This window comes from Winogradskyella sp. 4-2091, from assembly GCF_045765065.1.
Classification (GTDB): Bacteria; Bacteroidota; Bacteroidia; order Flavobacteriales; family Flavobacteriaceae; genus Winogradskyella.
Window position 1 is genome coordinate 55,799 of record NZ_JBJKOD010000015.1, and the last position, 21,278, is coordinate 77,076.

At 31.5% G+C, this 21,278-nt stretch carries 22 protein-coding genes; 6 read left to right on the plus strand and 16 right to left on the minus strand.

Translation table 11 applies throughout. The annotated features are described in order from the left end of the window. Window positions 1–5: 5 nt before the first annotated feature. Window positions 6–713, plus strand: coding sequence for a response regulator transcription factor (locus ACJBCC_RS15420; protein ID WP_299103201.1), 708 nt, complete (start codon window positions 6–8; stop codon window positions 711–713). A 71-nt stretch (window positions 714–784) separates the two neighbouring features. Next, window positions 785–1,171 (plus strand): VanZ family protein, encoded by a 387-nt coding sequence (locus ACJBCC_RS15425; RefSeq protein ID WP_299103202.1) that lies wholly within the window; start codon window positions 785–787, stop codon window positions 1,169–1,171. 25 nt (window positions 1,172–1,196) lie between these two features. Here the strand turns inward: ACJBCC_RS15425 and miaA are convergent, their stop codons facing one another. The 8 genes from miaA to ACJBCC_RS15465 form a co-directional block, all read right to left on the minus strand. Continuing rightward, window positions 1,197–2,099, minus strand: coding sequence for a tRNA (adenosine(37)-N6)-dimethylallyltransferase MiaA (miaA, locus tag ACJBCC_RS15430; protein ID WP_407557680.1), 903 nt, complete (start codon window positions 2,097–2,099; stop codon window positions 1,197–1,199). Continuing rightward, on the minus strand, window positions 2,092–2,961 hold the full coding sequence (locus tag ACJBCC_RS15435; protein WP_407557681.1) for an ion transporter: 870 nt from the start codon (window positions 2,959–2,961) through the stop codon (window positions 2,092–2,094). Before ACJBCC_RS15435 ends, miaA begins: the two co-directional genes overlap by 8 nt. Window positions 2,962–2,985: 24 nt before the next feature. Further along, complete coding sequence (locus tag ACJBCC_RS15440; RefSeq protein ID WP_407557682.1) at window positions 2,986–4,932, minus strand: DUF3857 domain-containing protein; 1,947 nt, start codon at window positions 4,930–4,932, stop codon at window positions 2,986–2,988. After that, complete coding sequence (locus ACJBCC_RS15445; RefSeq protein WP_299103248.1) at window positions 4,932–6,302, minus strand: exonuclease domain-containing protein; 1,371 nt, start codon at window positions 6,300–6,302, stop codon at window positions 4,932–4,934. The genes ACJBCC_RS15440 and ACJBCC_RS15445 overlap by 1 nt, the downstream gene beginning before the upstream one ends. A 58-nt stretch (window positions 6,303–6,360) precedes the next feature. Beyond that, on the minus strand, window positions 6,361–7,023 hold the full coding sequence (locus ACJBCC_RS15450) for a YggS family pyridoxal phosphate-dependent enzyme (RefSeq protein WP_407557683.1): 663 nt from the start codon (window positions 7,021–7,023) through the stop codon (window positions 6,361–6,363). A 53-nt stretch (window positions 7,024–7,076) separates the two neighbouring features. Further along, a complete protein-coding gene (locus ACJBCC_RS15455) occupies window positions 7,077–8,315 on the minus strand; it encodes a DUF1015 domain-containing protein (RefSeq protein WP_299103211.1) in 1,239 nt (412 codons plus the stop codon). A gap of 70 nt (window positions 8,316–8,385) precedes the next feature. After that, window positions 8,386–9,276: a 3-hydroxyacyl-CoA dehydrogenase family protein gene (locus ACJBCC_RS15460; protein ID WP_407557684.1), complete on the minus strand. Its 891-nt coding sequence runs from the start codon at window positions 9,274–9,276 to the stop codon at window positions 8,386–8,388. Window positions 9,277–9,363: 87 nt separating this feature from the next. Continuing rightward, window positions 9,364–10,323 carry a Gfo/Idh/MocA family protein gene (locus ACJBCC_RS15465; RefSeq protein WP_407557685.1) on the minus strand — a complete coding sequence of 320 codons (960 nt, stop codon included), beginning with the start codon at window positions 10,321–10,323 and terminating at the stop codon, window positions 9,364–9,366. Window positions 10,324–10,474: 151 nt separating this feature from the next. Between ACJBCC_RS15465 and ACJBCC_RS15470 the strand changes: the two genes are divergently transcribed. Next, on the plus strand, window positions 10,475–11,116 hold the full coding sequence (locus ACJBCC_RS15470) for a protein-L-isoaspartate(D-aspartate) O-methyltransferase (protein WP_299103217.1): 642 nt from the start codon (window positions 10,475–10,477) through the stop codon (window positions 11,114–11,116). A 127-nt stretch (window positions 11,117–11,243) separates the two neighbouring features. Here ACJBCC_RS15470 and ACJBCC_RS15475 read toward each other — a convergent pair whose 3' ends face one another. From ACJBCC_RS15475 to smpB, 5 genes are all read right to left on the minus strand, one after another. Then, window positions 11,244–11,753: a hypothetical protein gene (locus tag ACJBCC_RS15475; RefSeq protein WP_407557686.1), complete on the minus strand. Its 510-nt coding sequence runs from the start codon at window positions 11,751–11,753 to the stop codon at window positions 11,244–11,246. A 4-nt stretch (window positions 11,754–11,757) separates the two neighbouring features. Beyond that, window positions 11,758–12,282: a hypothetical protein gene (locus tag ACJBCC_RS15480; protein ID WP_407557687.1), complete on the minus strand. Its 525-nt coding sequence runs from the start codon at window positions 12,280–12,282 to the stop codon at window positions 11,758–11,760. A 2-nt stretch (window positions 12,283–12,284) separates the two neighbouring features. Next, entirely contained in the window at window positions 12,285–12,740 is a 456-nt protein-coding gene (locus ACJBCC_RS15485) for a DUF4844 domain-containing protein (protein WP_407557688.1), read from the minus strand. A 21-nt stretch (window positions 12,741–12,761) separates the two neighbouring features. Then, window positions 12,762–15,227 carry a DUF5686 and carboxypeptidase regulatory-like domain-containing protein gene (locus ACJBCC_RS15490; protein WP_407557689.1) on the minus strand — a complete coding sequence of 822 codons (2,466 nt, stop codon included), beginning with the start codon at window positions 15,225–15,227 and terminating at the stop codon, window positions 12,762–12,764. 180 nt (window positions 15,228–15,407) lie between these two features. After that, window positions 15,408–15,866 (minus strand): SsrA-binding protein SmpB, encoded by a 459-nt coding sequence (smpB, locus tag ACJBCC_RS15495; protein WP_173281990.1) that lies wholly within the window; start codon window positions 15,864–15,866, stop codon window positions 15,408–15,410. Window positions 15,867–16,011: 145 nt separating this feature from the next. On the opposite strand from smpB, the gene ACJBCC_RS15500 reads away from it, so the two are divergent. Continuing rightward, a complete protein-coding gene (locus ACJBCC_RS15500) occupies window positions 16,012–16,797 on the plus strand; it encodes a DUF6503 family protein (protein WP_407557690.1) in 786 nt (261 codons plus the stop codon). Here the strand turns inward: ACJBCC_RS15500 and ACJBCC_RS15505 are convergent. From ACJBCC_RS15505 to deoC, 3 genes are all read right to left on the minus strand, one after another. Then, on the minus strand, window positions 16,783–17,301 hold the full coding sequence (locus ACJBCC_RS15505; protein ID WP_407557691.1) for a SixA phosphatase family protein: 519 nt from the start codon (window positions 17,299–17,301) through the stop codon (window positions 16,783–16,785). The two genes, ACJBCC_RS15500 and ACJBCC_RS15505, sit on opposite strands and share 15 nt — an antisense overlap. 123 nt (window positions 17,302–17,424) lie before the next feature. Then, a complete protein-coding gene (gene deoD / locus ACJBCC_RS15510; protein WP_407557692.1) occupies window positions 17,425–18,123 on the minus strand; it encodes a purine-nucleoside phosphorylase in 699 nt (232 codons plus the stop codon). 27 nt (window positions 18,124–18,150) lie between these two features. Then, window positions 18,151–18,813 carry a deoxyribose-phosphate aldolase gene (gene deoC, locus ACJBCC_RS15515; protein ID WP_407557695.1) on the minus strand — a complete coding sequence of 221 codons (663 nt, stop codon included), beginning with the start codon at window positions 18,811–18,813 and terminating at the stop codon, window positions 18,151–18,153. A gap of 358 nt (window positions 18,814–19,171) precedes the next feature. Here deoC and mqo point away from each other — a divergent pair, with 358 nt between their 5' ends. Both mqo and ACJBCC_RS15525 read left to right on the plus strand, forming a co-directional pair. Then, window positions 19,172–20,659 carry a malate dehydrogenase (quinone) gene (mqo, locus tag ACJBCC_RS15520; protein ID WP_407557693.1) on the plus strand — a complete coding sequence of 496 codons (1,488 nt, stop codon included), beginning with the start codon at window positions 19,172–19,174 and terminating at the stop codon, window positions 20,657–20,659. A gap of 135 nt (window positions 20,660–20,794) precedes the next feature. After that, window positions 20,795–21,278, plus strand: a 484-nt coding sequence (locus tag ACJBCC_RS15525; protein WP_407557694.1) for an acyltransferase family protein, incomplete at its 3' end; no start/stop codon positions are given.

The window sequence follows — 21,278 nt, forward strand, 5'->3', positions numbered from 1 at the left end:
GAATTATGGAAGAACAAAATAAAAAAATACTCTTAGTTGAAGACGATCCAAATTTCGGAACCGTATTAAAGGATTATTTAATGATGAATGATTATGACGTCATCCATGCAAAGAATGGTATGGAAGGTTTTGAAAAATTCAAAAAAGATGATTATGATCTATGTATTCTAGATGTTATGATGCCTTATAAGGATGGATTTACCTTAGCAAAGGAAATACGCGAAAAAAATACAGATGTGCCTATTATCTTCTTAACAGCAAAAGCTATGAAAGAAGATGTCCTTAAAGGATACAAAGTAGGAGCAGATGATTACCTTAATAAACCTTTTGATAGTGAAGTTTTATTAATGAAAATAAAAGCAATAATGCAACGAAAAGCAACAGATACAGTTGCTGATAGTAAACAGTTTGAATTTAAAATAGGGCGTTTTGATCTTAATTCTAAATTGCGATTTTTAAAATTTGATGGTGAGGAGCCTTCAAAATTATCTCCGAAAGAGAATGAGCTGCTACGTTTGTTAGCACTGCATGAAAATGATTTAATGCCGAGAGAATTAGCATTAACAAAAATCTGGAGAGACGATAATTATTTTACTTCTCGTAGTATGGATGTATATATTGCTAAATTACGTAAATACTTAAAGCCAGATCCAAATGTAGAAATTTTAAACATACATGGTGAAGGATTTAGATTGGTCATTAATAACCAATAATTTAAGCTAAAAAGATATAAAGTCCAGTTCATTGAATTGGGCTTTTTTTATACGACAATACTATAATATAAGTGCATAACCTCTTTAAGGTAATCACTATTACATTTCTAGCATTTATTTGCTGGATAATCTATTCTGCAGATACAGGAGGAAAAAATATGTTTTTCGATCTCGTAAATTGGATACCCTTCGGAGATAAAATAGGTCACTTTTTTCTTTTTGGCATTTTAACTTTGGTGGTAAACATCACGTTGAAATTTAAAGAAATTAAACTTTGGATGCAGTTGCCATTGGGTTCTGTAATAGTATCTGCTTTGGTACTATTAGAAGAACTTAGCCAAACGTTTTTTCCTAATAGGACTTTAGATATATCAGATTTAATAGCAGACGGTTTAGGGATTATTTGCTTTACAATTTTGGGACAACGACTTAGTAAAGAAAAGTATATTAAATCATAATTTGAGCAGCAGTTAGAATTGACTATTAGCTATTAGCGACTATATAATCAATAATCTCGCTGACGTTAGTCTTATAATCAAACCATTTTGTATTCTCATCTTTTCTGAACCAAGTGAGTTGACGTTTAGCGAAACGTCTAGTATTCTTTTTAATTTCTGATACGGCTAAATCTAAAGTCCAATCCCCTTCAAAATAGTTAAATAACTCTTTATAGCCGACTGTATTTAATGCATTGAGCTCTTTATGTGGTAATAAAGATTTTACTTCATCTAATAACCCATTTTTAATCATTAAGTCAACACGTTGATTTATTCTATCGTAAATTATATTACGTTCTGCGTTAAGTCCTATGCTTATAGTTTTAAATGCTCTATTTTTTTCAGGGTTAGTAAGAAATGAAGAGTAAGGTTTGTCAGTACCTAAACAAATTTCTAGTGCTCTAATTACACGTTTTGGGTTGTCAATTGCGATTGTATTATAGGCTTCCGTATCTAACGTTTTTAATTGGTCTTGTAAATGTGGTAGCCCTTTTTCTTCAAGTTGAAGATTAAGATTCTCTCTAATACTGGCATCAACCTCAGGAAAATAATCTAAGCCTTTTGTAACGGCTTTCACATACAATCCAGATCCTCCAACCATAATAACAGTTTTGTGTTTTTGATGAAGCTCTTTTAGTTTAGCAATAGCATCACGTTCAAAATCGCCTACATTATAATTGTCTAGAATAGATTTGTTTTGAATAAAATGGTGCTGAGCAGCGTCTAATTCATCATCAAAAGGAACAGCAGTTCCTATGGCCATTTCTTTAAAAAACTGGCGAGAGTCTGCCGATATTATTTCTGTATTAAAATGATTCGCTAATTTTATACTTAAGGCCGTTTTACCTATTGCTGTTGGGCCAACTATTGAAATTAAAAGTTTAGTCATGATTTAATTTACAACCGCATTTATGACAATATTCTGCATCATCTTGATGTTTTTGAGATAAACAATTAATGCAACATTGCGAGTTTAAATGTACTAGAGGTTCATTATTTACAGGTGTAGCTTTATCATTATCTTCCTTTAAACTACTTTTAGCATACTCAGCAGAAACAATACCTGTTGGTACGGCTATAATTCCATATCCTAAAATCATAATTATGGTAGTAATAAATTGACCTAAAGGTGTTTGTGGAGCGATATCACCAAAACCTACAGTTGTTAGTGTAACAATACACCAATACACACTTTTCGGGATATTTGTAAAACCATTAGCCTCGCCTTCTACCAAATACATTATAGTACCAAATACTACGGATGAAACCATAACAGCAAATAGAAAAACAAGAATTTTTACTCGGCTGGCTATGATAGAATCTTTTAATTGTTTAGAAGCGCCTAAATATCTTGCTAATTTTAGGATTCTAAAAACCCTGAGCAAACGCAGGGCACGTAACGTTACTAGCGCTTGTGCACCACCAAATAGAAAGGTTAAATACATTGGTATAGTAGAAAGAAAATCAATAACACCAAAAAAACTGAATATATATTTAAATGGCTTTTTTACAGTAATAACTCGTAATATATATTCTATGGAAAACAAAATAGTAACAATCCATTCGCATATGTAGAGTATGTCGTGGTATTTATCATCAATACTACTCACACTTTCTAGCATTACCAAAACAATACTTACTAAAATGAATATCAGAAGCAGCACATCAAATAACTTACCAGAAGGCGTATCTGCTTCATAAATTACTTCATGCAGTTTAGATTTCCAATTATGTTTATTGCTCACTTCCATAGTTTAAAAGTACAAAAAGTAAAACTATTGCTTTTCTAAGACAATGACCGAATTATTTTGAAGTTCTACAACCTTATCCATAAATAACTTTAAATACGGATAATATTCAGGCGAATAAATAGGTAAGTTAAATTTAACCTTGAAAAATATAATGAGCGAATTATCTTTTAATTCAGAATTATATATGACGTTTCCTGCTTGATTTGGCAAGGAATAATTTACCATTTCTGGAAATTCTAAAACCTTTAAGTTTTCGTCAAGATTAATCTGCATAGAATAATTATAGATGTCCTTGTACCCAAAATCAATAGGATAGGTACGCTCTTGAAGTTTAAAAGGATTTTCATCAAAAAACTTTATTAAAAAAGGGTTAAGATAAATTTTGTTTCCTATAAATTCTGGTTCAATAGCGATTTCTAATTTCTCAGTGAAGTTTGGTTTAGACTTGTCAAAATCAATAATTTTATGATCCTCTATAATTATTTCATCATAATTATTAATCTTGTTTTCAAAATAACTCAAGTTGCTTTCGTCATACTGTCTTTTTGGTAAATGAGAGTGGTAACCACTATATCTACTTTGTAAAGTACCTTGAAATTCATCATCTGTGAACGATGATAATTCGATTCTATGAGTTCGTGATGAAAAATCTTTTACTACAATATCTTCCCAATAACTTCCCTCATCAAAATCTATAAGTCTTCCATATTGGTTGAGGGTTCTAAAAGGTAGTTCTCCAAAAGCATGGTATTTATCGGTAGCATCTAAATAGTAACTTTTATCATCAATAATAGCTTTAATTATAACATGGTTAAAATCAGAAAGCACTGGATAAATTTTTGTAGCGAAACCATTTCCTCTAGTAGACATTAAAACAGGAAAAACGGTTATGCCTTCATTGGCCAAAAGATTTTCTAGCAACAAATTAATTTCAAAAACACTGCCTGCTTTTTCTTTTAATAGGTTTTTAACTGAAACGTCATAACGCTCAGATTTTCCATTCCATGTATAGTTATTAACCACAAATTGATGTATCGCTTTTGTTTTTTCTAGTTGATCTTCAATTGAAGTAATCGATTCTGGTAGTACATCTTTTGCTATGCTTTTTTTACTGAGTTGTTTACCAAAGTCAGCATCTGCTTTTAATTCGTGATCTGCATCCTTCCATGTTTTAGTAATTTTATCAACTCTACCATCAAAACCATTAAAGACACTTAATTCATATTCCACTCGTGAGGTATAATTTAATGATGTCGTTGTATAATCCTCAGATTTGTACGCTGGAATATTTTTCATTACATATTTTGAAACACCACAATCCGCACTTGCACCACCACCTGTTTCCAAGCAATTTTTCACTAAATCATTTTCAAATGTATCAAAAGGAATACTTCCTACTAATTTTATGTGATAGATGTAATTTCCAGGAATACTAGCATTATACTCACTATATAATACTGGATCTTGACCTTGAAAATACCAAGGATGAAATTTATACATAAAACGTGATCGCTTTTCATAGCTAACCGTTATCACGCTACCTACTTTTACATTTGGTAATACAAATTTCACTAAAGTATAATGTTCGTTTTCTTCTCTAAAAATGGCCTTCTCGGTAAGTTGAGATTTAACTATTTTACCGTTTTTTAAATTGTAAGTGATCCCTTTAATATCATCAATTTTTTCTTCAGTACTTTTATTTTTGTAGAGTTTTATTTCAAATTCACCACGATCTATACCTTCTGGACGTAAAATTTTAATTTTCTGTTTTACTTCAACGTTAAGCCAGAATGTTTTTTTATTTACAAAACTATTACCATAATCATAAATTACTAGGGCATTTGCGGTAGAATCTTTCTCGTAAGATGTGTGTTCTAATTCACTTTTGCTCACTGACATTTCAGTGTTGTAGGTTTGAGAGAAACTAAAAAGTGTAGTAACTAATACTACAATTAAGATGCTGTATTTCATTAACTATTATTTAAATCTATAATTTTTAAACGTTTATTTCGTCTTATAAAACTTTGAATAATATGCTGAGAGTCTCTATCATTTGTCATTGGTGTAATCACAGATTTCAAAATTTTTCTATTATTAATCTGTAGGTTGAGATCAAAGTATCCCATACCTCTAAATATCCCATTTTCAATTAAAAACACCACTTTTTCACTGATTTCTCTGCCTTTATCTACAATTAGCATATTCTTATTGTCGTAACTGTATTTTTCCTTTAGTTGTTCTATACGTTTGTTATACTCCATAGGTGGTTCTTCATTGATGCATGCACCTTCACATTCTTTTACTTCGTATTTAAAACAACTGGTTTTGGTATTGTATAATCCGGTAAGTTTTTGGCATAGATTAAAATCTTCAACAGCTTTAAATAAAAAGTGTTTTCCACTTGCTCTAGTACTAAAGGTTGTGATAGGTAGATCTTCTCTATCAGATTTATCTATGTGCAGATTAATATAGCCTTTACTATCTGTAAAACTATAAAGGGCATGTGTAAAAATACTTCGACGGAGAGCTCTATTAAAAATTGGTTTGTTCTTTTTAATTTCTGCACTTTCTTTTAATAATGCAGCGAGTTCACTTCCGGTTTTTTCAAAAGTTACTGTATGCACTAATTTTTGAATTTTTTTCGATTTAGAATTCGTACCTGTAAAATGCTGAATTATACGCTTTCTAATATTTTTACTTTTTCCTATATAAATAATTTCGCCCTCACTGTTATGAATATAGTAGACACCTGTATCTGCAGGTAGTTCATCTATAATAGTCGTGAGCTTTGGTGCTATTTTAGATTTCTGCTCAATTTTAACGGCATCTTTTAAAATGTTTTTATCAAGATCTTTGTCTAGTAACATTTTAAATAACTTTACAGTGGCTAAAGCATCTCCACTCGCTCTATGTCTATCACTCATCGGTATGCCAAGAGCTCTGGTTAATTTACCTAAACTGTAAGATTCCATATCAGGTATCAACTGTTTAGATAACTCAACTGTACAAAGGGTTTTTCGTTTGTATGGAAAACCGAGACGTTTAAATTCTGTTTTTAAAATTCTATAATCAAAGGAAGAATTATGAGCAACTAGTATACAATCTTCAGTGATTTCAACTATACGTTTTGCTACTTCATAAAACTTAGGTGCATTTCTAAGCATGTTAGAATTGATGCCAGTAAGATTAACCACAAAGGGCTGAATTTCGCGTTGAGGATTTACTAATGAAATAAATTGATCTGTTATTTTATGACCATCAAATTGATAGATAGCAATCTCTGTAATTCCTTCTTCATTGAACTTTCCACCAGTGGTTTCTATGTCTAATATTGCGTATATAATGTTAGGTTATTTGGGTCTGATGTCGAAGGTAATAAAATTGAGGCAACGACCGTGATTATTTATTGTAATTTCTTACTCCAAATATACTACTTCCTACGCGAATCATAGTACTTCCGCAGTTAATTGCAAGTTGATAATCGCCACTCATTCCCATGCTTTTGATTTTTAAATCAGGATTAGAATTTTTAAGGTCTGAAAACGTGCTGTTTAGAAAATTAAATTCTTGTTCAACTTGTTTCATATTATCTGTAAAAGTAGCCATTCCCATTAAGCCAACTACTTTTATGTTTTTTAATTCTGAAAATTCATCAGATTGCAGTAGGGTAGAAGCATCATTTACAGACATCCCAAACTTACTGTCTTCTTCAGCAATTTTAATTTGAAGTAAACAATCTATGGTTCTATCGTATTTTTTTGCCTGCTTGTTTATTTCTTGTAATAGTTTGAAACTGTCCACACCATGTATTAAACTTACAAAATTAGCCATGTATTTTACCTTATTTCGCTGTACATGTCCAATCATGTGCCATTCAATATCTTTTGGCATTTCAGCATGTTTGTCTGCCATTTCTTGGATTTTGTTTTCTCCAAAGATGCGCTGACCAGCATTATAAGCTTCCATTAAGTCCGAAACAGGTTTAGTTTTAGAAACAGCAACCAAGGTTACGTGTTCTGGCAATGTAGATTTTATATGTTGAAGGTTTTGCTTAATACTCATTAATCTGAATGATTTGGTTATAATTTTAAAACGGGAACTAAAGGTAAAACTAATTAATATTCATATATAGTAATAGCACTTCGTAATTTAGGTAAAATATAAGTGCTTTTTGGCGGCATGGTTAAACCTTCGTCTGCAATTTGTTTCATTTGCTCAACGTTTGAAGGACACATACCAAAACCAACTTTAAATTCGCCACTATCTACGCTACTTTTAATTGTAATCATTTCGTGTTTACCGTTAACGTAAGAAATGCGATTATCGTGGCGTAAATCTTCAATACCTAAAATAGGTTGCAATATGGTTTTGTACAATAATTGTGCATCTAATTTATCTAATGCTGTTTTAAAGTCGTAGCTTGTTTTTCTTAAATATAGTGAATAAAATTCGCCATCTAAATACATACTAAAATGATGTGGTTTTGATGGATTATAGGGCATTATACCTCTGTTTTCAATACGATAAAAAGCATCTAATTTTATTAAAAACTCTTCTTTCGATAAGCCGTTTAAATCTTTGATGAGTCGATTAAATTCATGAATCACTAAATCCGATTCTGGAATTAAATAAGACATAAAATAATTATAAGATTCACTTCCATTATGGTTAGGGTTTTTCGCTTTTTCATCCTTATAGAGTAAATAAGAAGATGACGACCTATGATGCCCATCTGCAATATAAACCGTTTCCATTTTACTAAACTCTTTTTGAATTGTAGCAATAGTGTCCTCATCATCTACCTTCCATAAATAGTGTGTGTCTCTATACGTCATAGTAAACTCAAATTCCGCATGTGTTTTTTGAGTTTCGTTTATAATCTCTGCAATAACGGAATTATCAGGATAGGTAAGTAGAACAGGCTCAGCGTTAAAACCAACATTTTGTAAATAACTTTTAAAGGTTTCTTCGCGTTGTGCAATGGTGTCTTCGTGCTTTTTAATGATGTTTTTCTCATAATCCTCAGCACTTGTTGCAGCGATAATGCCACAGAATTCTTGTCCTTGTCTATTTACAATTTTATAGACGTAAAATGATGGCTTTTCATCTTGAACAAAAACACCATCTTCCTTAAATTCTAAATATCTATTTCTTACAAGTTTATAGCGTTCTTGGCCAGTCACTTCTTGTGCATATTTGTAACCAGGATTAATAACATGAAGAAAACTGTATGGATTATAAGCCATACGCGATTCGCGTTCATCTAAAGTATAACTTTGATAAGGACGTGAGGCAACAAGACCAACGATAGCTCTGGTTGGTTTTACAGCTTTAAACGGGATTATTTTTGGCATATTTTTAAGTTTTCAGTCTCAGTTTTCAGTCTTGGTTATGAGTAAGTCTGAAAACTGAGATTGCGACTGTTTACTTAGAAAACTGCTTCGAAATTTTCTCAGCCTTTCGACTTTCAGAATAATCATAAAAGCCTTCTCCAGATTTCACGCCTAATTTTCCAGCCATAACCATATTTACTAATAGAGGACATGGTGCATATTTAGGATTTTTAAAACCATCGTACATCACATTCAGTATAGATAAACAAACATCTAAACCAATAAAATCGGCCAGTTGTAATGGACCCATTGGGTGTGCCATTCCTAATTTCATAACCGTATCAATTTCGGCAACACCAGCAACACCATTATATAAGGTTTCGATGGATTCATTAATCATTGGCATTAAAATACGGTTGGCCACAAAACCAGGATAATCGTTAACTTCTGTTGGTACTTTACCTAATGTTTTAGATAATTCCATGATTGTAGAAGTCACGTTATCACTTGTGTTATAGCCTCTAATAATTTCGACCAATTTCATAATTGGCACAGGATTCATAAAGTGCATGCCAATAACCTTTTCTGGTCTAGACGTTACTGCAGCAATTTGTGTAATAGAAATTGAAGATGTATTTGTAGCAAGAATAGTATTTTCATCACAAATGGCATCTAATTGCGTAAAAATTTTCAGTTTTAAATCTAAGTTTTCAGTAGCAGCTTCAACAACTAAATCTACATTTTTAACACCATCTTCTGTATTTGTAAACGTTGTTATATTGCCTAATGTGTTGGCTTTATCTGCTTCGCTAATTTTTTCTTTAGCAACCATTCTATCTAAATTTCTAGAAATGGTATCCATGCCTCGTTTTAAAGATGCTTCGCTAATATCTATAAGTTGAACATTAAATCCAGATTGAGCGAATGTGTGTGCAATACCATTTCCCATGGTTCCTGCACCTATAACTGCGATATTTTTCATTCAAAATTTATTAGTTATTCCCGAGAAATCGGGACTCTATTTATTGTTGTTTCGGAATATTATTAAGAGATTCTCACTCAGAGGGAATTAAAACTGATTAATTATCATGTTAGCAACACGTAATGCTTCAGTACCATCGTGGAGTGTTACGATAGGTTTAGTGTTGTTATTAATAGCATCAGCAAAGGTTTCTAGCTCATCTAAAATAGCGTTGTTATTGGCTATTTCTGGATTATCAAAATAGATTTGTTTCTTGATGCCTTCTGCGTTCTGAAGAATCATGTCAAAATCTCCAGGATTATCTGGTGCATCTTTCATTTTTACTACTTCACATTTCTTCTCTAAAAAGTCTACAGAGATGTAAGCATCTTTTTGAAAGAAACGCGTTTTTCGCATGTTTTTTAGTGAAATTCTACTTGCTGTAAGATTGGCTACACAACCATTTTTAAATTCAATACGCGCATTGGCAATATCTGGTGTTTCACTTACAACAGAAACTCCACTCGCTGAAATATGTTTCACAGGTGATTGCACTACAGAGAGAATAATATCAATATCGTGAATCATCAAATCTAAAACCACAGGCACATCTGTACCACGAGGATTAAACTCAGCTAATCTGTGACATTCAATAAACATTGGGTTTACAATCTGATCCTTTACACCTATAAATGCAGGATTAAATCGCTCTACATGACCAACTTGTCCTTTAACACCATGTTCAGCCACTAAAGTTCTTATGGTTTCAGCTTCTTCTACGGTATTGGTAATAGGCTTTTCAATAAAAACATGTTTTCCTTTCTTAATGGCTTGCTTGGCACAATCGTAATGAGAAAGAGTAGGAGTTACAATATCTACAACATCTACTGCTTCAACTAAATCGTCTATAGAATCAAAATATGTATATCCAAATTCTTCAACAACACGTTTTGCATTTTCTGGATCTGCATCGTAAAAACCGACCAAATCGTATTTATTAGATTGATTGAGTAACCTTAAATGTATTTTTCCAAGGTGACCAGCACCAAGAACTCCAACTTTTAGCATATATTCAGTTTTTAACAAAAATAGTCGTTTTCGTTCAGAAATTGAAAAAAGAAAATGGAAAATACTGAGAAATCATTAATTAAATTTTGGATGAATTCTTTCTTTGAAATTCTCCTTCTTTAAATTAATTTAGCGTAAACTAAACTACATTTTGAAAGATACATTTAAGCATCAAGGAATGCGTCAACAACTTGTTGATACACTTGTGAAAAAGGGAATAAAAGACCAAAACGTTTTAAAGGCAATAAATAAAATTCCTAGACATTTGTTTATGGATTCTGGTTTTATAGATCATGCTTATCAAGACAAAGCATTTCCTATTGCAGCAGATCAAACTATTTCTCAACCTTATACTGTAGCGTTTCAATCTGAATTATTACAAGTAAAGCCAGGTGATAAAGTCTTAGAGATAGGAACAGGTAGTGGTTACCAAACTGCGGTTTTATTAGAATTAGGTGCCAAAGTGTATAGTATAGAGCGTCAGCAAGAACTTTTTAAAAAGACCTCTAAATTTTTACCCAAAATTGGTTATAGGGCTAAAAGTCTCATTTTTGGCGACGGTTATAAAGGAATGCCTGAAGAGGCACCTTTTCAAAGTATAATTGTTACTGCTGGTGCGCCTTATGTACCCAATCCATTACTAAGTCAGTTAGCTATTGGAGGGCGTTTAGTAATCCCAGTTGGTGATGATGTACAAGTAATGACTATGTTTATTAGAAAGGGACCAAAAGAATTTGAAAAACACGAATTTGGTGATTTTAGATTTGTGCCTATGTTAGAGGATAAGAATTAAGATAAATCAAGCAAGAACAATGTATTTATTAATTTTACGACAAAAGTAAGATGTAGCTATTTTTGTTTTGATAGAAATTTTCTGCATTTCTCTTAATATTCTCTAGAATTGTGGAATCAATAGTTGTTCAGATTTCAGATAATAACTCATTCATTTTACGGTTGAATATACCTAAGATTTGTTCTTCTCTCTTGTGAATATTTGTAATAATACAACCGCTTGAAATGGTTAAAAAAATAATTGGCTTATCGTATTTGAAATCATGTTCCACTCCATATTTTGAACCTAAACCTCTGGAAAAGTTAAATAAATAGTATTTTTCCTTGCTAAAAAAGTATCTCGCTATAAATTCAATCCTTTTTTCTAGTTCCTTAGTGTTATTTTCTGTTATTAAGTCGAGACCAGTTGAATATACTCTTTTAATTGAGGCTATTGTATTTAATTCAGAATTAAGTTTAATTCTTAATTCTGAATTTGTAATAAATTGATTAATTGAATCTATTTTATGAGATAAAACTTCATTTATTAGTTCAAGATCCTTGTTCTCTTTGTTAAATATTTCTTCAGCATTAATATCATCTTGTGAATACGAGTATCCAAAAGCTAAAAATAACAATAGATAAACTTTTACTTTCATAACCTTATTCTTTTGGTAAATATTTCTCAGGAATTGGGTTTTCTTCAGATTCTTGTGTCCAATAAATATTAATAATCCACCAACGTTTACCGTCGTTAAATAACTGAACACTATTGATACCTCTCATAAAAGGAGTTTCATCTTCTTTACTTTTAAAGGCTTGGTAGGTTGTGAAAACATGAGCGATATTACCGAAGGTTTGCGTTTTTCTACTGATTTCTACCTCGTGAAAACCGTTTTCTACTAACCAATTTCCAGCCGTAGAAATATAATCGTCAGGAGACATATAGCGTACCACGTTTTCGCCTTTTTTATTTTTGTTTGTAGCGATGAGTTTTGCATCTTTCTGAAAGAGGTGTTTAAACAAATCCCAATCGCGTTTAACGCCTTTATCTCCTGATATTACAGAGTATAATGTTGCAATTGTACTATCTAAAGTAGCAACGTTTTTAGAGTAGTCTTTTTTTTCTTCTTGTGCTGAAACATTAAGAGTAAATAGTACTAAGATGAGTACAAAATAATTTTTCATAATTAATCTTGTTTAATAAAATCGTTAGGGGCAAAGCCATAATAGAATTTATTTATTAATCCATTTGAACTTTCTAAGTTCACAATATCCATTAATTCTTCAAAATACAGACAGATGCGTTCTCTATCTTCAGAATCAAAACCTAATTCCAATTCAGGAAATTTTGAAAGGCCGTTTTTAATAACCTTTAAATAGTCAATATTTGTTAATTCTTTAAATTCCGAAACATTCTTGAATTCAACAGCAACCTCATTGATTTTTTCAGTTAGGATTGGTTTCAGTTTTTCATCTGAAATTCCAGGATATGTGTTTTCATTTATAAATTTTTCTTTTGCAATAAACGCTTTAAATAGCTTGTTCGCATTAACGGGTGTTTGCATTTGTATTGTTTCTTGAGCATAACTAATCGTTACTCCTAAAGTAAACAATAATATTAAAGTTGATTTGAAAAATTTCATTATAAATTTTGAACTATAAACTTAAAAGAATTTTAAACCAAATACAACCGCATCACTTATAAATCCGTTTTGGTAAGAACGCAAATAATCGACCCTTAAGAAACGCCATTTTCCCCAACCAATATTATCTAAACCAATAGAATATTCTTGGTAAGGTTTAAAATCTGGCTGTGCCAATAGGTGTGCGCCAACCACTAAATTAAAATTCAGTTTGTTTAATAAAGGCACTTTTCCGAGTATAAAGCCATTAAAATCGTGTTCTGCATGTGCTTCAAAATAAGAATCGTTTGTACTTGCGCCATAATAATCTAAATTATTGAATACATTGGTGTAATTACCTTCTGTACTCACATGTGTAAGGTTGCCATTAAAATGTTGGTAATCTACAAAAGCGATATCGTCTCCATTAAAGAATTTTCCGGCTTTAAGGTTATAACTAAATCTACCCTTATCTTTTACATTGAAAGATTGTGCTAAACGTATTTTTATTTGGTCAAAGTTATAGTTGCTGTTGGTTGCTCCAAATCCTTTTTCGTAACCTAAATACAGCGTTGGGTAATTATCGTTACCAACGTTGTATTTAGCATCTGGATAACTCATGTATTCTTGTCCAAAGTTAATACGTGCATTTATCGCTGTTTTTATGATATTATGGGTTTGGAATGGCGCAATACCATAGGCCAACTCATTTAACGGATTATTACTTGTATATGCATCATTATCATCGTTAATATAAACTTGATCAGTAGTATTAAACAATGCTTTTCTTCTCTGATAACTTATGCCAGCATATAATCTAAAACCGTTGAAAAGTTCTTCGGAATAGTTTAAAGACAAATGGCTTTTATCATATAACTTCATATAATTATCTTCAAAAAACAAAGAACTTACGCCATTAATTAAAGGTGTAATTGGGTTTGAAGGATTAAATTGAGATGTAGTGACCCCTCCAGATAATGTTAAAAATGGATAACTGGTATTATTAAATTTGTATGTAATTGCTCCTGTGGCGCGCAATCTATCGTCTGAAAATCCATATTGTAAATCGCCATTAACACTTATGTAGCGATTATAGTCGTCAAACCCTTTTGTGTAGAAAACGTTTGCACCAATGGTGTATCCTTGAACCGTATTAAATTGTGTTGAAGTAGGAGGAATGTCAAATCCTAGTCGGTAGTCTTTATATGAATTTTGATAAGTGTAACCTAAAATGTTTCCGAGTTTAAATTTGTTCTTTACGGCATCAATAGAGTCTAAGTATGGTTTAGATTCTCTTACAATTTGTATACTATCTTTAGTGACGTAATCTGTGCGTTCTTCTGAGGTTAGTGGAACAGGTCTAATTTTATTCCAGAAAATAGAATCCTTTTTGTTGGCTTCATCTTCAAAAGACACAATTTCTTTATTAAAATCTTTTCGAGTTAATGAGGTATTGAACTCATAATTACTGTAAACTGCCGTAAAACGTCCATCGCCTTTAATGCCAAATAAACCATACTTAAAATCGATACATTGCGATATTCTTGCCCAAATATCATTGCTTTCAGAATAGGAGAAACTTTGCTGTAAAGAAATCACATCTACAGCCGGAATCCTTGCCTGTACACCTGTAATATCTAGTTCTAAAGCATAAATATCCCATTGGTCTTCAATAATATATATAAAGCCAGCAAAAACAGGGTCGTTTTTACGTTTGGGTGTTACTTTGACTTTATTAATGAGGTTGCCTCTGTCGTCGTAAAAAACACCATCTAGTTTGTACTTGTAGTAACTAAAGGCATTGTTGGCTATTGGAGATATAATTTCGTTACCAAAATTAATAGTGTTATTGTAGAAATTAAAATCAACTTCTAATGCTGTGTTAAAACTAAAACCATTACTATTTCCACTGATTTTTGAAGCCGTTATTCGTTCTTTTAGTTTATCTGGACTTAAAAATTGAATTTTTGATATAGTTTCAGATAAATAGATAATTCCACTTCGTGTAGAATCTAATCCGCCACCTAAATCGCCAACTTCTTGACCCATTATTTTCTCAGGAGCATCTTTAATTTTAATTAAACCTCTAGAGTAAAAATCGGCTTTAAAGGATTCTATTTTATCGAGATTTGCTTGTCGTTGCGCAATCGCTTGTCGCATTATAGCATTTGCAGGATCATTGGTAGCATCAACCAAAACTTCACCAAGAGAAACAGATTCTTCTTCTAATACAATATCTAATTGATACGGAAATTTAGAAATTGATACTGATTTTTTTATTGTTTTATAACCCAAATAACTATATATAATAACATAGTCTTTGGGTTGTGAGATGTTGAGTTCGTAATAACCATCGTCATTGCTTGTTGTCCCTTTGTAAGTGTTCTCTATTAAGATATTTACAAAGGGAAGCGGGTTATTATTTTGGTCTGTTATGTTTCCGGTGATTTGTGCCGAAATTGAAGAACTGATCGCGATTAGAAAGATGAAGAGTAAATTTTTTTGCATAGACTAATTGATTGATGATTAGGTAATGGTTTTAAGATTGTTTTTATAGCACAAACTTTATGCCCTTTATAAATAAAGACGTCATTTTATTATAAAAGGTTGCTTTCAGTATAGAAAAAAATATACTGTTCTCAAACTTAAACTAATAAATAAAACGAAAAAGTTATAGGAATCTTAAAGTTATCGGAAATCTTTCTTAATACGTGCTAAATTACGCTTGTTGTCGCGGTCTTTAATAGTTTCGCGCTTATCGTAGAGTTTTTTACCTTTTCCTAAGCCAATAATCATTTTGGCATAACCTCTGTCATCAACAAAAAGTTTTAAAGGAATTATGGCATTTCCTTTAACGTCTATTTCCTTTTTAAGCTTTTTAAGCTCTTTTTTATTAAGAAGTAGTTTGCGCTCTGCCTTTGGTCTATGGTTATAATAGTTGCCATAAGCATATTCTTCAACCGTCATGTTAATTACAAAAAGTTCGCCACGCTCGTTAAACTCACAAAAGCTTTCGGCAATAGAAGCCTTACTGGCTCTAATAGATTTAATCTCTGTGCCTGTAAGAACAATACCAGCCGTATATTTATCTAATATTTCGTACTGAAATTTTGCCTTCTTATTTAGTATGTTGACCTTATTTTGCATGGTTGGCAAAGATAGGTTTTTAGTGAAAAGTGTAAAAGCTTAAAGTCCGTTTTGTTTTAAGTATAATTAAGAATATGTTAATACCTCACTAAGTTGTAATCTAATCTTTAGTTTTACGGCTTTGATTTTAGAAAATAGATAACCCATGAAAAATTACATATTATTACTATTAATTGCTGTTTGTTTTAGCTGTAAAAATGAAAAAACTACAGAAAACATATCTAATACTGAAGTGAGCAATACAAAGTTAACAGCAGATGATATTATCAATAAATCAATTGAAATTTCTGGTGGCGAAAAGTTTAAACAATCGAGTTTAAAATTTGAATTTAGAGATGTGTATTACCAAGCCCTTCGTAAAAACCATGAGTTTCTTTTAGTTAGAATTTTAGTAAAGGATAACGATTCTATTTTTGATATGGTTAGTAATGTTGGTTTTGAACGTTATGATAACAAAGACTTCGTGAAGCTTGAAGATTCTATTGCCAAAACCTATGAAGCTTCTGTAAATTCTGTACATTATTTTTCAGTTTTACCATATGGTTTAAATGACGATGCTGTCAATAAAATATTGTTAACAGATGAGCATATAAAGGGAAAAGATTATTACAAAGTAAAAGTTACATTTAACGAAAATGGAGGAGGAGAGGACTTTGAAGATGTGTTTGTGTATTGGTTTGATAAGCAGAGTTTTAAGTTAGATTATTTAGCATATTCATATAACGAGGAATCTGGCGTAGGAATGCGTTTTAGGGAAGCTTATAATGAGCGTTACGTAAATGATTTACGTTTTGTAGATTATAATAATTATAAAACAAAAGACATAGAAGTAGAGCTAGGAGAATTAGGTAAAGCCTTTGATAATAATCAATTAGAATTATTGTCTAAAATTGAATTAGAGAATATAGAAGTACAGTTAATTAACAACTGATAATTCTGATGTTTTGCCATCTTTTGTAAATGTTACTTTATATAAGTTGGCATTGTTATGGTCGTCAATATCATCATATTTATCTTCATCTATTAAAGCGTTAACAAATTTTGGCGTTGTGTTACTATGGCCAACAATTAATACGGTTTGTCCTTTTGTTTTTTCTATAAATTCTTCAATCTTATATTCTGAAGGATTATAATAATTAAGCACTAAGTCATTAGCTTTTGCTGTAGGTGCTGCTGTTTCTTTAGTTCTGTTGTAGTTAGTAGAATAAACAGCATCAAATTCTATATTTTTAAAATGTTTTTTCCAATTTTCTGCACGTTGACGACCGAAAGAAGTTAAGTGTGGATCTCTATTATTTTTATCGCCTCTATCTTTCTCAGCGTGCCTAATTAAATAATATGTAGCGATGACATTTGCATCTTGTTTGTTAGTCTCTTCTTTGCAAGATGGAAATAAGATAAAAGTAATGAGTAGTATAAATATTAAATTTTTCATATTAAATAAGAGAAATCATATTAAGTATTATTGTATAAATATCGACTAAATTAATGAATAAAAATTGAATGATAATTTATAAGTTTTACACTTAGATTTGGTAGCAAGAACTTAATTTATAATCTACGCCAATTCTAAAGCTACCTCAATCATATCTCTAAACGTAGTTTCACGTTCTTTACTCGTTGTAGTTTCATTTGATACTAATGAATCTGAAATTGTTAAAACAGCTAAAGCATTTACGTTATGTTTTGCAGCTATTGTATATAAACCAGCAGCTTCCATTTCTACACAAAGAACTCCGAATTTAGACCACTTTTTAAAGGATTCTTTATCATCTTGGTAAAACTCATCTGAAGATAAAACATTACCCGCTTTAATTTCTATATTTTTTGCGCGTGCTGCTTCTACAGCTTTTATAAATAATCCAAAATCTGCTGTAGGTGCATAATCTGCACCACCAAAGCGTAAATTATTAACACCAGAAGTAGAAGAAGCAGACATGGCTAATACGATATCTCTAATTTTTACATCCTTTTGGTAAGAGCCAGCACTACCAACTCTAATTAGATTTTTTACATTATATTCTGTTATTAATTCATGGGCATAAATTGATATGCTTGGAATTCCCATACCTGTTCCCATTGTAGAAATTGGTTTGCCATTATAGGTGCCAGTATAACCAAGCATACCTCTAACGTTGTTAAAGCAAACCGGGTTTTCAAAAAATGTCTCAGCAATCCATTTTGCTCTTAAAGGATCTCCTGGTAGTAAAATAGTTTCAGCAATTTCGCCTTTTTTAGCCTCAATATGTACACTCATAAAACAAAGTTACGCAAAGTGTATCAATTAATAAGAAGAGTTTGTTAATTGATTATTCATCATTTCAACACCAGCAGAGGCTCCAATTCTAGAGACACCAACCTCAATATATTTAAGGGCAGTTTCAGTATCGCTAATTCCGCCAGAGGCTTTTATCTCTAATTGACCTCTTACTGTTTTTTTCATAATTTTAACAGCTGTCAATGTTGCACCACTTTTAGAAAAACCTGTAGATGTCTTAACATAGTCTGCCTTTGCATCCATACATATTTCACAAGCTTTTACAATTTCATTTTTAGAAAGTTCGCTTATTTCTAATATGACTTTTAGTGTTGTAAGCCCTATAGCTTGTTTCACTTTACTAATGTCTTTAAGAACAGCAAGGTAATTTTTGCTTTTGAGACGTCCAATATTCATTACAAGATCAATTTCCGAAGCACCTTGATTAATAGCGTTTTTGGCTTCAAAAATCTTCGCTTCAGTAGACATTGCACCAAGAGGAAAACCAACGACAGTACAAACTTTTACGTCTGATCTACTTAATGCTTGTTTTGCAAGTGCTACATAGCTACTATTAACACAAACTGAATAAAAATTGTACTTTAAAGCGTCGTCACAAAGTTTAAGGACGTCGGCTTCTGTAGCTGAAGCGCTAAGAAGTGTGTGATCAATGAATCTGTTTAATTCTATCATAAAAGTTAGGGCTCTCGATTTAAAATTAACTGTAGTGCTTCCCATGTGAAAATCTCATGGAAACACAACAAAAAAAATGTCTCAAAAGGTAACGTTCGAATTAAATAGCTCGACAAAGTTAGTGATTTATCCGACAAAAAGCCAAAATTTTAGAAAATAATTTTACCGTTCGTCGAATATTTTTATTCATATTTCTAAGTAAATGATTATTAACATCTAAAGTTTTTAGACTTTAAAAGATTATTTTAAATTTTTCATTGATTACTCCTAAAAACATATAATTTAAACTGTTTTCATTATAAATAATAACATCTCTAGAATTCCTTTATTATATTGAGACACTAATTAAATAGAGATGACTAAAAAAATAAATGCAAATATCGAATACGATTTAATTTGTGTAGGAGGTGGCATAATGAGTGCTACCTTAGCATTAATTACCAAAATATTGCAACCAGAATTAAAAGTACTAATTGTTGAGCGGTTGAATAACGTTGCACAAGAAAGTTCTGCTGCTTGGAATAATGCAGGTACTGGCCATTCGGCTTTGTGTGAGTTGAATTATTGTCCACAAGATGATAATGGAGCAATTTCAATAAAAAAAGCCGTTGAAATTTGTAAACAATTTGAAGTCTCAAAACAATTTTGGACATATTTAGTGAATGAAGGATTAATAGAGAATCCTGAAGGTTTTATTAAAAATGTACCACACCATAGTTGGGTTACCGGTAAGGAAAATTCAGATTATTTGGAAGAACGTTTTAAAGCTTTTAAAAAGCATTATTTATTTGATTCAATAGAATTCACTAGAGATATTGATAAAATGAAATCTTGGTTTCCGTTGATAGCAAATGAGCGTTCTAATAATGAAATAATGGCCGCATCTCGCATTGATAGAGGTACAGAGGTAAATTACGGTAATCTCACAGAACAGCTATTTCAAATTTTAGAAACTAAATTTGATACACCTGTTCATTGTAATATGGAAGTACAAGATGTAGACCCAAGCCCAGATATTGATTGGACTGTTGAATTAAAAGATCTAAAAACAAAAGAGGAGCATCGTGTAGAATCTAAACATGTATTTATAGGAGCAGGTGGAGCTAGTTTATTATTGCTTCAAAAAGTTGAAATAGAGGAGAAGGAAGGTTATGGCGGATTTCCGGTAAGTGGCGAATGGTTGGTTTGTAAAAATGAAGCTATTATTAACCAACATAACGCTAAAGTCTACAGCAAAGCTGGCCCAAATGATCCACCAATGTCTACACCACATTTAGACACAAGATATATTAATGGTAAGCGTGAATTACTTTTTGGTCCATTCGCAGGTTTTAGTCCTAAATTTTTAAAAGAAGGGTCTTATTTCGATTTAGTAAAGTCCATTAAATTCGATAATTTGTCGCCAATGTTAGGTGCATTTTGGCATAATTTACCTTTAACGAGGTATTTGGTAGAACAAGTAAGTATGAACCATGAAGACCGCATGGACGAATTACGCAAGTTTTACAAAAATGCAAAAAGTGAAGATTGGGAGCTTTTGATAGCAGGTCAGCGTGTTCAAATTATTAAAAAGGATGAATTTGAAGGCGGAAAGTTACAATTTGGTACAGAGGTAGTCAGTAGTAAAGACGGAAGTATAACGTGCCTTTTAGGAGCTTCGCCTGGTGCTTCTACCGCTGTGCACGTAATGATGAATGTTTTAGAAAAGGCATTTCCAGAAATTCTTAATTCTGAAAAAGCAAAGCAATTATTAGAGGTTATGATACCAATGTGGAATGTAGAATTAACCCAAGAGTTATTTGAAACTCAACTTGAAAAATCAAAGTTTACATTAAAATTGTAATAACAATAACATATATAAAAGGAAGAGCAACATGCCTTCCAAGCGCTTGGAATTTGTGTTGCTCTTAACCAACCAATCATTATAAAGACTCTAATTAGTATTAAATGTTACAGCGCTAACCTGTAAATTTTATATATGAATAAAACAAGATATAGAGAATTAGATGCCTTGAGAGGTTTAGCAGCAATTATGGTGGTTTTATTTCATTTTACTATGGGAAAAAATCAAGCTGAATTGGGCTTTAAACTTGGAACAACTGGTGTTGATTTGTTTTTTATAATTAGTGGATTTGTTATTTTACTTAGTCTTAAATACGTTAACAAATCTGGTCAATTTGTTATAAATAGAATAAGTAGATTGTATCCAACATATTGGGCAAGTGTTTCTTTAACTTTTTTGGTAATGTTATTACATGGCTTTTATTCTCTAAACTTAAGTAAGGTAAGTATTGTTGAGTATTTGGGTAATATGACTATGATTCAATTTTACTTAAAAATCCCATACCTTGATGATTCCTATTGGACTATGATAATAGAATTGTTGTTTTATGGTTTTATGTTAATTTTATTTCATTTTAAACTATTAAAACATATCAATAAAATAGGCATACTATTAACCT